Here is a 12,585-nt window from a genome sequence, read left to right as displayed (position 1 = left end):
ATGAAGAGGAGAGGAGAACCGGCTGGTTCTTCTCTTTTTTTATGATTCAGGTCAGATTTTAAACTAGTCGAAGAAGGATGAAGGTTTGATAAAGGCTACTGTAGTGTGCGAGGTCAATCTACGGTACGTTCAATGGGAAAGGTGACAATCCAATATTGATTTCGGGAGGTTCGTAGTAATGGTTAATCAATTACCCAGAAGGGCTTTACTGATTACGATTATGACTTCCATGCTGGTTTCGCTGATCATGATCGGCAGCGTTCGTTCAGCAGACGGAGCGGCAGCGCCGTTCAAGCTGAAGGCGTTATTCAACGTGGATGCAGAAACCGGTGTCTATGACGCCGAGAAAAGCTTCGCGTTCGAGGTGGATCAGAAGGACGGATTCCAAACGTTCAAGCTTCCTGTCTCTGTATTGAAAACGCTCGTAGCAGACAGCAAGCTGGGCAGCATTGCTTTCGTACCTGCTGAGGCTTCGCTCAATGACGATGGTGAAGCAGTAGGTGGTTGGCCGGCAGACAAGGACGCCGTTTACGTGGACAAGATTAACCTCGGCAGCACGTCCATCTATTCCAATCAAGCGGATAAGCCGTTTTACTTTCAGAATTTTGCCAGCGAGGAAGATCTGTACTACACCTATTCCATCAACGGGATTGAATCGAAGGACTGCGGGGTCAACGACTCCAAATGCGTGGCATTCTCAGTGGCTGGAAACGCCGGCACCTCTTGGATGATCTACAAGGAGCCGATTGATCTGGCAGGCTTGGCAGACTCGGATAAGCTGACGTTTCAATTCGATCTAAGCCGTGTGAAATACGACAATTGGGAGCCGGATTCCGCGAAGAAGCAGCCAGGCGTGAATGAAGCGCCGCCGGCCACAATCGAAATCGGTCCGGGCAAAACCTACGAGAACATCAATGATTTTGCATGGGAAACGCTCAAGGCTGGTGATGTAGTTTATGTGTATTACCGCGACACGCCTTACAAAGAGAAAATAGGTATTTTCGCAGAAGGGACGAAGGAGCAGCCGATCATTATACATGGTGTTCCCGGTCCAAATGGCGAGCTTCCGAAGATTGACGGTAACGGCGCTGTATTCAGAGCACAGAATCCGGTTCCGAATGCGAATCGCTCGCTCGTCCGTATTGGCAAAGACAGCAAGCCGGCGAAGTATGTGACGTTCGAGAATTTCGAAGTCTTTAACGCGCATGCCTCGAAGAAGTATGTGAACGCAAGCGGAGCCCTGGCCAGCTATGGATTCAATGCGTCCGGGATCTGGATCGACAATGGGGATCACGTCACGCTCCGCAACAATAAGATTCATGACAACGGAAACGGCATATTCGGGACATCCTCGATGTATGTATGGGAAGGAGCGGTAATTGACTATACCTCGAAAAATCTGCTCATCCAAGGCAATTTCATCTATGGCAACGGCAACGTCGGCAGAATGTTCGAGCATAACAGCTATATCGCGGCAATCGGCACGGTATACGAGAATAATCATTACGGCGATTTGCTGCCGGGCTCGCAAGGGTATGGCTTGAAGGATCGCGGAGCTGGAACGGTTGTGCGGTATAACTGGATCGATGGCGGCAGAAGGCAAATAGCGCTTGATGATGCCGAAGATTCACCCCGCATCGTATTCGATCCTACTTACAATAACTCGTTTGTTTATGCCAACGTGCTGATCGAGCGCGATCACTTATTCGATACGTGGGGCGACGATGAGATCATTAACTTCGGCGGCGATAACGTAACGGTTCCGGATCGTCATGGAACGTTGAACTTCTTCAATAACACGGTAGTGACGTACAGACAGCAGCGTGTTTATGGACAAGACGGCGTGCCAGGCTTGAAGGATCCGGGTCGTACCGAACGGACGGTACTGTTCTATGCGCCGGGCAAACATGTGGACGCGCGTAACAATGTATTCCATCAAGCCGGCGCTAATCCGGCACCGCTAGTGATTACGGATGATGACGGTTCGATCGAGCTGCGCAACAACTGGTTTACGGCAGGCTACTTCTACGATTTCAATGAGCCGTCTCGTGTGCCAGCTAAGAACATGGGCACGTTGACAGGTACGAATCCGGGATGGATCGACGGTTCGCTTGGCGGGCAGAATTACAAGCTCAGCGCTGGCTCTGCCCTCATTAATGCCGGAGCGGGATTGCCTGGGCAATATGATGATTTGATCGAGAAGCAATATGTGCTTCATCAGAATAGCGAGAAGAGACCGGACAAAGACAAAATCGATATCGGGGCTTTCGAGTATGGGAAGAACGGCGGAAATTAACGCGTTACGTAAGCGGGGCGTCGATTACCGGCGCCCCATCTCACCTTTAACCAACATCTACTTAACGGAGGTACTACCTAATGACTACCCATACCATCGGCATTATTATGAACGGCGTTACGGGACGAATGGGCACGAACCAGCACTTGATCCGATCCATACTTGCCATTCGGAACCAAGGCGGTATCCAGCTAGTGAATGGCGATACGATCATGCCTGATCCGATACTGGTCGGCCGGCAAGCGCATAAGCTGCAGGCGCTAGCGCAGAAACACGGTATTGAAAAGTGGAGCACGGACTTGGAGGCTTGCTTGGCTGATTCGAGTTATTCGATTTACTTTGATGCGCAGACCACGAATCGACGCGCGGAGAGCATTAAGCAGGCGATTGCAGCGGGCAAGCATATCTATTGCGAGAAACCGACGGCGGACAGCCTTGAACAATCCCTCGCGTTAGCGCGCCTAGCGAGAGAAGCAGGCGTCAAGAACGGCGTTGTGCAGGATAAATTGTTTCTGCCAGGCTTATTGAAGCTGAAGCGGCTCGTAGATTCGGGATATTTTGGCCAGATCCTGTCCGTACGGATGGAATTCGGTTATTGGGTATTCGAGGGAGATTGGCAGGCTGGGCAACGTCCATCGTGGAATTATCGCAAGGAGGATGGCGGCGGTATCATCGTCGACATGTTCGCCCATTGGCGGTATGTGCTAGACAATCTGTTCGGGGAAGTGAAAGCGATTTCGTGTCTTGGTGCGACGCATATCCCGCAGCGGGTGGATGAGCAGGGTGAACGTTATGCCTGCACCGCCGATGATGCAGCGTATGCGACATTCCTTCTCGAGAATGGCATCGTCGTGCAAGCGAATTCCTCTTGGGCGGTGCGCGTAGATCGCGATGACTTGCTTACCATTCAGGTAGATGGAACGGAAGGCAGTGCCGTTGCCGGACTTCGGGATTGCAAGGTGCAGCATCGCGTGAATACGCCTAAGCCGGTGTGGAATCCGGACATCCCCAATCCGTTCCAGTTCACGCAGCAGTGGCAGGAAGTCCCGGACAATCAAGTGTTCGAGAATGGCTTCAAGGTACAGTGGGAGCTCTTCTTGAAGCATGTTGTTGACGATGCGAGTCCATTCCGATGGGATCTGTTCGAAGGCGCGAAGGGTACGCAGATGGCGGAGCTTGGGCTGCAGTCTTGGGCGGAGCGCCGCTGGGTAGACGTGCCGGCTTTGCAGCTGTAGGAGGTGCTAACTACGATGACAATGATGGGAAAAACGATTAAATTGCCTCGCGCCGGCGGCGAGTTATATGAATACAAGCTTGCAGGAACAGCGCCGATTGCCTCGCCTTCCGTCCCATTGCAAGGGCGAATTGCCTTCTCCGCCGTGCATGTCGTCTGTGATCCGTTCGCCGAAGCGGAGCCGCTGCTTGGTGCAGCCATTGATTGGCAGACTACGATGGCATATCGCCATCACCTGTGGTCGCTCGGCCTTGGCGTAGCGGAAGCGATGGACACGGCCCAGCGGGGAATGGGGCTGGATTGGCCTCGCGCCAAAGAGCTGATCGGACTATCCTTGAAGGAAGCGGAGTCGGTGAACGGGAAAATCGCTTGCGGCGCGGGAACCGATCAACTGATGCCCGGACCACAAGTTACGATCGATGAAGTTATACGCGCCTATGAAGAACAATGCGAATATATCGAAAGTCGAGGCGGGCAAGTCATTCTGATGGCAAGCCGGGCACTGGCTGCCGCTGCGAAGTCGCCGGAAGATTACGAGCGGGTGTACGGCACGATATTGCGCCAAGTGTCTCGCCCGGTTATTCTGCACTGGCTTGGCGACATGTTCGATCCCGCGCTCGCCGGATATTGGGGAGAGCGCAATGTTGACGCAGCAATGGACGTCTGTCTTCGCATCATCCATACGCATCCAGATAAGGTGGATGGCATTAAGATATCGCTGCTCGATGCGGATAAAGAAGTGCAGATGCGGCGGAAGCTGCCAAACGGCGTTCGGATGTACACGGGAGATGATTTCAATTATCCGGAGTTGATTCTTGGCGATGAGCAGGGGTACAGCCATGCATTGCTCGGCATATTCGATGCGATTGCGCCGGTAGCCGCAGCTGCAATACATGCGCTGGATCAAGGGGATATAGCGCAGTATCGTGCATTGTTCAATCCGACAGTTCCGTTATCCCGGCATATTTTCCAGCGTCCGACCTACGCCTATAAGACAGGCATCGTGTTTATGGCGTATTTGAACGGACATCAATCCCATTTCCGAATGCTGGGCGGCGCGGAAGGTGCCAGGTCTATCCTTCATCTTGCAGAGCTGTTCACGTTAGCTGATCAAGCAGGACTGCTCGCGAAGCCGGAGCTGGCAGTTCATCGCATGAAGCAGGTACTGGCACTGTCTGGCATAGAGTAGAGGAGGTGACGGGCTTGGAACAACTGACAACCTTCAAGCGACTGAGCTTGAATCAAATTACGACAGATCGATTGTCGCTGCCAGAGGCCGTGGAGGCATGCGTACGTGCTGACATTCCATTGATTGCGCTGTGGCGGCATAAATTAGCACAGACAGGATTGACCGAAGCCAAGCGGCTGATTCGTGATGCCGGACTTCATGTTTCGAGTTTATGCCGAGGAGGCATGTTTCCGGCAGCTACTTCAGAAGAACGGCGGCAGCGGATGGAGGATAATCGGCGTGCGGTCGAAGAAGCGGCTGAGCTCGGGACGGATGTCCTCGTCCTTGTCTGTGGGCCGGCTCCGGATAAAGATATTGCCGCGGCTAGGCTTATGGTGGAGGAAGGGATCGCCGAGTTGGTTCCCTATGCGGAATCCCATGGGATTAAGCTTGGCATTGAGCCGCTTCATCCGATGTATGCCGCTGAGCGTTCGGTGATCAATCTGCTGTCGCAGGCGAACGATATCGCCGAGAGGTATAGACCTGGTCAAGTCGGCGTTGTCGTCGATGTCTTTCATGTGTGGTGGGATCCGGCTTTATATGAACAGATTGCTAGAGCCGCCGGTAGAATCGTCGGCTACCATGTGTCCGATTGGATTGTGCCGACTCCGGACCTGTTAATGGGGCGGGGCATGATGGGGGATGGGGTCATCGATCTGCGGCGCATAAGGGCAGCCGTTGAAGCGGCAGGATATAACGGCCCAATCGAGGTGGAGATTTTCAACAGGGCAATCTGGGAATTAGATGGCGATGAGTCGCTTGCCTTAATCAAGAATCGTTACTTGGAGCATGTGTAAGGATCGGAGGTCATTTTCTTGAGAACCTATTATGACGCGGATAAAGTACGCAGCGAAATTCCTGATGAACCAATCCCTGAAGAAGTCAGGGCGATTTACTTACGTCCGGGGGAGCTGCTGTCTATTCAGAAGCAGTTCCCTGTTGCCTATCAGCCGCTTGGCACGTTGGAATGGCATGGGCGACATAATCCGCTTGGCGTCGATTCGCTCAAAGCCGAGCATTTATGCTTGGAAGCGGCGAAGCAGGCAGGCGGCGTCGTGATGCCAACGATTCATTTTGCAGCGGATGCTTATTGGGATGCGGGATTTGGAATTGGCTACGGCATGGACGCGACTGCAGGCTACCAGCTGCCGGGTTCGTTCTATGCGATCGATACGGCACTATTCTCCGCGCTGCTCCTTAACGCATGCCGTAACTACTTGAATCGGGGCTTTAAGCTCGTCGTGCTCGTATCCGGTCACAATCCCTCCATTCAGCAAAATGTACTCGATGAAGTGTGCTACCATTGCAAATCTCCTGAAGGTGAGGAGCCGGTCTGTTTTACGATGGATTATTTGCTCATGGATGCGGATGATCCGCGTCGTGCCAGTGATCATGCGGCGGGCATTGAAACGAGCATGATGCTGCACTTGAACAAGGACAGAGTCAATATGACGGCGAATCTGGGGCATGCCCGGGAGCATCTAGGTATCGGCGGTTCGATGTTGTATTCGGATGCTACAGCGGAAGAAGGCGAGCTTCGGTTCAATCGGCAGGTCGCTGGTTTGGTCAAGTTTGCAACCGAGCGTCGTAACAGGCTGATTGGCTCAATTTAAGCGATAGGAGATGAAGCGATGGCAGCGCAAGCCTTATGTGTTGTTGGCGCCACTGTTTATACACCTAATGGCATCGTGGAGCAAGGAAGGCTTATTGTAGATGAACATGGCAAAATAGCCGCTATTGGCGGGTCTGAGTTGCAAGTGGAATCCCAGGTGGTGATACAGGATGCGAGTGGCATGCTGCTCATCCCCGGATTCGTAGATGTTCATATCCATGGTGGCAACGGCTGCAGCGTGATGACTGGGGAATACGAGCAGTTGGACGGAATCAGTCGATTCCATGCGGCGCACGGGACGACCTCGTTCCTGGCGACGACAACCACTGCTCCGCTTGAACGAATAGAATTGGCATTACGAAATATCGCGGCTGCTATTCGAGAAGGTGTTTCCGGGGCAGAGCTGATCGGAATTCATCTGGAAGGGCCCTATATTGATGAGAAGAGGAGAGGGGCACAGAGTAAAGCAGATATCCGTGAGCCTAATGGGTTGGAGATTGAACGGTTAATCGAAGCAGCTGATCATCGGATTAAGCTGGTTACCCTGGCGCCTGAGGTGAACGGAGGACTTGAAGCGGTGAGGCAGCTGGCGAGTCTTGGCATTACCGTCTCGGCAGGTCATTCCAATGCAACCTACGAGCAGGTTGGCGAGGCAGTTAGCAGCGGGCTTAGCCATACCACGCATCACTTTAATGGAATGAGTCCGCTTCATCATCGCGAGCCTGGTTTAGCCGGGGCGGGGCTGATGCTGGCAGAGCTGACGACGGAGCTGATTTGCGATGGCATTCATGTTCATCCTGCCGTAGTTAAACTCTTGTTCGATACCAAAGGCCCGGATCAGGTGTGTATGATTACGGATGCTGTCTCCTGCGCCGGACTAGCTGATGGAGATTACGGTGAAGTTACGATGCGTGGTGGTCAGATCTTGTTGAAGGACGGCTCTAGTTTGGCTGGGAGCTCACTTACTATGATTCATGCTCTGCGAAATGCGATTCGGTTCACGGGCTATCCGCTGGAAAAGCTACTGCCTTCAATGACAGCCGTGCCCGCACGTCAAGCAGGTGTTGTCGCCTCGAAAGGATCGCTTGAGCAGGGAAAAGATGCGGATTTCCTCTTGCTGGATCAGAACTTGGATATCGTGGCTACCTATGTTCGTGGAAAAGCGGTCTATCGGAGGGAGACGGATGACTGATGCGGCGGCTGAAGCGGGATCGGTAGCGTTGAAACAAGCGTATGTGGGTGTTGATATCGGCGGCACCAACACCGTTATTGGTATTTTCGATCATTCACGGCAATTGCTGAAGAAGAAGTCGATCCCGACCCTGCTGCCACATTTGCCGAAATCGACGGATCTTCCTGCCACTTTCTTCGATTTGCTTCGGGATGAAATCTTCCTTTTGGCGCAAGAAGCCGATTGTTCGGATGGCTTGGCGTTATGCGGTATGGGCGTTCCCGGCATCGTTGACCCTGTTCGTGGCAGGGCAGAGGCGGCATCTAATCTGGGCTGGTTCGGCGTGCCATTCGCAGAACAGATGAGCAGTCGTTTGGGGGTTTCTGTGTGTATCGACAATGATGTGAGAATCTATGCGCTTGGCGAAGTCATCGCAGGTGCCGGGCATGGCTATCGCAATGTGCTTTGCTTGACAGTGGGAACCGGCATCGCTGCGGCTATATTTGCTGACGGACGTATCGTTATGGGCGGGGATTATTTTGCCGGGGAAATCGGACATGATCCGGTGGATGGGGCAGTTGGCGTTTGTATTTGCGGGCGGCAGGGCTGTGTGGAGAGCATCGTCTCCGCGAAAGGAATTTCTCGAATGGCGCGAGAGGCGGTTGAACGTGATGACGTAAGTACCTCGTTGCGTTCACTAAACCAGGTACCTACTGCGTTCGATGTCTACACTGCCGCGACGGAAGGCGATGTTGTTGCACAAGGAATCTTCCGATACGTAGGCGAGGTGCTCGGCTCCAAGTTGCTGACAGCCGTTTGTTTACTGAATCCGGACGCCGTCATCATTGGGGGCGGCGTTGCCGAAGCTGGCGAGCTGCTGCTTGGACCGATCAGAGACAAAATCGATGAACGCTACGTCAATGCGAAGAAACCGGCAATTCTCAAGGCCAAATTAGGCGATTCCGCCGGATTAATCGGCGCCGTGTCGTTTGCACAGCAGCATTACCGTGCAGAAAGGAAGGAATGCGAGACATGACTCAAATAGGTGTTACGAAGCTGGTGTTTCCCCGCCCATATGCGCTTGAATATGAAGAAGAGGAACTTGATCTTGCGGCAGTGGATGAGGATCAGGTCGTGGTCAAAACCACGTATAGCTTAATCAGTCCCGGGACCGAGCTTGCGCTGTATACGGGCACTCATATCGATATCGATAATCCGCGGAATCGCTTCGCGAAATTTCCGTTTTATCCGGGATATGCTGCTGTGGGGGAAGTAGTTGTCGCAGGTAGCCGGAGTGGGTTCGAGGTCGGCGATCATGTTTTTACAGCGGGACATCATGCGAGTTATGGTGTGTTTGGAGCTACGGATGAAGAGATCGTAAAGCTATCAGACGGCGTGGATCTCAAGCTTGCCTTGTTTGCCAGAATTGCTGAAATTTCGATGACTTCTGTACTTCAGTCACGAATTAGAGAAGGGGATTATGTAGCTGTCCTTGGCATGGGGCTGGTCGGTAATTTAGCGGCACAGCTGTATGCGGGGCATGGGGCTATTCCTATCGGGGTCGATGTAGTAGCAGAACGACTTGAATTAGCTCGAAGAACGAATGTGCAGCATGTTGTGCAATCGGGGCCGGATCTTCGGGAAGCGATTCATCAGTTTACAGGCGGCAAAGACCCAGATATCGTCGTAGAGGCAACCGGAGTTCCGGCACTGGTGAACTCGGCGCTCGAATTGTGCAGGGTGCACGGACAGGTCATATTGCTAGGATCGACGCGCGGCTTGGTCACTATGAACGTATACGACCATATCCACCGCAAAGGCGTCAGCTTGATCGGGGCACATGCCTCAATAAAAGATATCGACGGTCTCCCATCGTCTGGTGCGCTCTATCGCGAAATGTTGCAGCTTATCGAAACCGGCGATCTGATCGTGGAGCCATTCATCACGCATCAGCTGCCGAGTTCACAGGCAAAGCAGGGTTATGAGCTTTTGTTGAATAGCAAGGATCAGGCGCTGGGAGTTCTATTGGACTGGAACGATTGATAAGTTTGTCATGGGAAACGTTCGCTTCTTTGATGGAAGCGGAGGTTTCTTTTTTTAGAGTGCGTTGATGGGCAGCTTAACTTCGCCGACAATTGAGCGGAAAAGTGGAGCAAATCGCAAAAGAAGCGAACGTAGGTGGCTACATTGGTGCAAAAGTGGGAGAAATCGCAAAAGAAGCTAACCTAAGTGGCTACATTGGTGGAAAAGTGGAGTAAATCGCAAAAGAAGCTAACGTAGGTGGCTACATTGGTGGAAAAGTGGAGTAAATCGCAAAAGAAGCTAACGTAGGTGGCTACATTGGTGGAAAAGTGGGGGAAATGGCAAAAGAAGCGTACGTAGAGGGTTACATTGGTGGGAAAGTAGGGGGCAATCGCAAAAGAAGCACACGTAGAAGGCTACATTGGTGGAAAGTGGTGGGAAATCGCAAAAGAAGCTAACCAAGGTGGCTACATTGGTGGAAAGAGTGGTCCTGGGAGCAACACATCGGCGGAAAAGTGGTTGAATCGTCGGAAGTGTGGTCCTGGAGGCAACACATCGGCGGAAAAGTGGTAGATTCGTGGGAAGAGTGGTCCAGGGGGCAACACATTGGCGGAAAAGAGGTAGATTCGTGGGAAGAGTGGTCCAGGGGGCAACACATTGGCGGAAAAGTGGTAGATTCATCGGATGAGTGGTCCTGGGAGCAACACATCGGCGGAAAAGTGGTTGAATCGTCGGAAGTGTGGTCCTGGAGGCAACACATTGGCGGAAGAGTGGTGGAACCGTCTGAAGTGTGGTCCTGGAGGCAACACTTTGGCGGAAGAGTGGTGGAATCGTCTGAAGTGTGGTCCTGGGGGCAACACATTGGCGGAAAAGTGGTAGATTCGTGGGATGTGTAGTCCTGGGAGCTACACATTGGTGAGAAGGTGGCGGATCGTCGGATGAGTGGTCCTGAGGGCAACACATTGACGGAAAAGTGGTAGATTCGTGGGAAGTGTGGTCCAGGGGGCAACACAAATGCGGCAAAGTGGTAGAAATGAAGAGAGAGTTGCTCTGAGAGCAACTCTCTCTTCTAATGAGGATGTGCCACCAGCATTTAATGGCTTGTAACCTTCACTCGTGGAAGCAGCTCCTCAACATTCGCCAAGTTCACTTGCCCGGTGCCGGGAGTCATCGCATTGGCGGTGCCGACGGCGACTGCGAACTGCAAAGCCGCCGCGATGTCCAGGCCGCGTGCGCATGCGACTGTCCAGCCGGCGACAAAGGAATCGCCGCATCCCACCGTATTAATAGGCTCAATGATCGGAGGCAAGCCCAGCCACAGCCGACCGTCCGGTGTTGCGGCAAGGCAACCGTCAGCACCTAGCGAAACAATCAAGGTCTGAACGCCATATTCGCCGAGCCGCGCTGCCATTCGGCGAACGGCTTTATAATCACGAGGGTCGGAGCCAGACCACTGGCGAAATTCATCCTCGTTAGGCTTCACCGTATGGGGACCGCTTCGAGCGCCTAACTCCAGCGGTGTTCCGCTCGTATCCAGCACTACATGGGCTCCCGCAAGTTTAGCTTCCGTAATCAGATCGGCATAGAAACGGTCACCAAGTCCGCGCGGCAAACTGCCTGACAATGTCAGCCACCGCCCTGGCACGCACAAGCTGCGCCATAACGCAATAAAACGATCTTTCTCCTCCACTGATATGTTCGGTCCGGGTTCCAATAACTCGGTCGAACGACGACCGCCCTCATCAATAATATTCAAACAGATGCGGGATTCTTGCTCAATGGAGACCATCTGCTGCTCAAGCCCAATCTCCTGCAATTTGTTCATAATCCATGAGCCATTGCTGCCCCCGGCGAATCCGGTCGCCAAGACCGGAGCGCCGATTGACTTCGCCACACGCGCAACATTCAGACCTTTACCTCCTGCAGTTGCATCGACTTGCGATACCCGATTCACCTCCCCGAGATGAAAAGCAGGGAGGACGAGCTGTTTATCAATCGCCGTATTTAATGACGCACAGACGATCGAAGAAGATCCAGTCCAAGCCCCTGTCATATCGCCTTCGACCCTTCCGGCCAAAGCTTCAATAAACCTTCACGGGAAACCGTACCGGCACCGCCAATCGCAAGCGTCGATAGTGCACCGCAAGCATTCGCGAATGATAGCGCCTCGGAATCGGATTTGCCTTCGAGCTTGGCCGTAATAAATCCGGCATTAAACGAGTCGCCGGCTCCTGTCGTATCAACCGGATTCACTGAATAGGAGGGAGCAAATTCAACAAGCCCGTCAAGGAACACGGCCATGGAGCCTTTACTGCCGCATTTCACCACGACAGTTCCACGAGATTCCGGTAAGCAATCCGGTAATCCTACTATCGTATCCGCTTCAAAAATCCGCATCGCTTCTTCTTCACTGGGAATGAACCAATCGGTTAAAGCAAGCAGTGAGCGTATCCGCTCGCGATCCCAGCTCTCTGACGGATCCCATCCGGAATCGAAAGAAGTCGTGAGGCCATTCGCCTTGGCCTGCTTGAACACCTCAAGCCAATGCGGCCTCATCTGCTCTTGCAGGTAATACGATCCGAAATGTACATGTGCAGCCTCGCGAAGCAGTCCATCTGGAATAATCGCCGGAGTAACAGCGCCAATTGCCCCCATATAAGTGAGCAGTGCACGATCGCTGCCATCTGATAGGGAAAGCGTGACCCCTGTACGCACATTGCTGTCCATTACGACATGCGTAACGTCAACGCCAAGCCGCTCTAATTCTTTAACGCAGAATCGGCCAAACTCGTCCGCGCCAACAATGGAAACAAATGTTACATCCATACCCAGTCCAGCCAAGCCAGCAGCTGTTATAGCAGAAGAGGAACCTAACGCAAGTCGAAAATCCCGTATTAACTTCTCCCGATTCGGTTCAGGTTGAATATCGGAATCAGCGAAGATCAAATCCACATTCAATTCACCAATGACAACGACTTTCTTTGAATTAACGGACATGTGCAAGACCTCATTTCATCTCATC

Annotated in this window: 10 protein-coding genes; 8 read left to right on the top strand and 2 right to left on the bottom strand. The window is 52.8% G+C overall.

Annotated elements, in window-relative coordinates:
• Window positions 1-178: 178 nt before the first annotated feature.
• The 8 genes from BLW29_RS02495 (at window position 179) to BLW29_RS02460 (ending at window position 9,584) form a co-directional block, all read left to right on the top strand.
• Entirely contained in the window at window positions 179-2,296 is a 2,118-nt protein-coding gene (locus BLW29_RS02495; protein ID WP_090975870.1) for a right-handed parallel beta-helix repeat-containing protein, read from the top strand.
• An 80-nt stretch (window positions 2,297-2,376) separates the two neighbouring features.
• Window positions 2,377-3,531, top strand: a complete 1,155-nt coding sequence (locus BLW29_RS02490) for a Gfo/Idh/MocA family protein (RefSeq protein ID WP_090975868.1) — start codon at window positions 2,377-2,379, stop codon at window positions 3,529-3,531.
• Window positions 3,532-3,555: 24 nt separating this feature from the next.
• On the top strand, window positions 3,556-4,719 hold the full coding sequence (locus BLW29_RS02485) for a dihydrodipicolinate synthase family protein (RefSeq protein WP_090977047.1): 1,164 nt from the start codon (window positions 3,556-3,558) through the stop codon (window positions 4,717-4,719).
• A 14-nt stretch (window positions 4,720-4,733) separates the two neighbouring features.
• Window positions 4,734-5,555: a sugar phosphate isomerase/epimerase family protein gene (locus BLW29_RS02480; RefSeq protein WP_090975867.1), complete on the top strand. Its 822-nt coding sequence runs from the start codon at window positions 4,734-4,736 to the stop codon at window positions 5,553-5,555.
• 18 nt (window positions 5,556-5,573) lie between these two features.
• Window positions 5,574-6,371 carry a creatininase family protein gene (locus BLW29_RS02475; RefSeq protein ID WP_177186454.1) on the top strand — a complete coding sequence of 266 codons (798 nt, stop codon included), beginning with the start codon at window positions 5,574-5,576 and terminating at the stop codon, window positions 6,369-6,371.
• An 18-nt stretch (window positions 6,372-6,389) separates the two neighbouring features.
• On the top strand, window positions 6,390-7,562 hold the full coding sequence (nagA, locus tag BLW29_RS02470; protein ID WP_090975863.1) for an N-acetylglucosamine-6-phosphate deacetylase: 1,173 nt from the start codon (window positions 6,390-6,392) through the stop codon (window positions 7,560-7,562).
• Window positions 7,555-8,577 (top strand): ROK family protein, encoded by a 1,023-nt coding sequence (locus BLW29_RS02465; RefSeq protein ID WP_177186453.1) that lies wholly within the window; start codon window positions 7,555-7,557, stop codon window positions 8,575-8,577. The genes nagA and BLW29_RS02465 overlap by 8 nt, the downstream gene beginning before the upstream one ends.
• A complete protein-coding gene (locus BLW29_RS02460) occupies window positions 8,574-9,584 on the top strand; it encodes a zinc-dependent alcohol dehydrogenase (protein WP_177186452.1) in 1,011 nt (336 codons plus the stop codon). The genes BLW29_RS02465 and BLW29_RS02460 overlap by 4 nt, the downstream gene beginning before the upstream one ends.
• A gap of 1,072 nt (window positions 9,585-10,656) precedes the next feature.
• On the opposite strand, the gene BLW29_RS02450 is transcribed toward BLW29_RS02460, so the two are convergent.
• Both BLW29_RS02450 and BLW29_RS02445 read right to left on the bottom strand, forming a co-directional pair.
• On the bottom strand, window positions 10,657-11,616 hold the full coding sequence (locus BLW29_RS02450; protein WP_090975855.1) for a 1-phosphofructokinase family hexose kinase: 960 nt from the start codon (window positions 11,614-11,616) through the stop codon (window positions 10,657-10,659).
• Complete coding sequence (locus tag BLW29_RS02445; protein WP_090975853.1) at window positions 11,613-12,560, bottom strand: carbohydrate kinase family protein; 948 nt, start codon at window positions 12,558-12,560, stop codon at window positions 11,613-11,615. Before BLW29_RS02445 ends, BLW29_RS02450 begins: the two co-directional genes overlap by 4 nt.
• Between the last annotated feature and the right edge of the window lie 25 nt (window positions 12,561-12,585).

It is taken from the genome of Paenibacillus sp. CF384, assembly GCF_900106745.1.
Classification (GTDB): Bacteria; Bacillota; Bacilli; order Paenibacillales; family Paenibacillaceae; genus Paenibacillus_Z.
The sequence above is the reverse complement of the archived record's forward strand: the minus strand, read 5'-3'. Positions and strand labels throughout refer to the sequence as shown.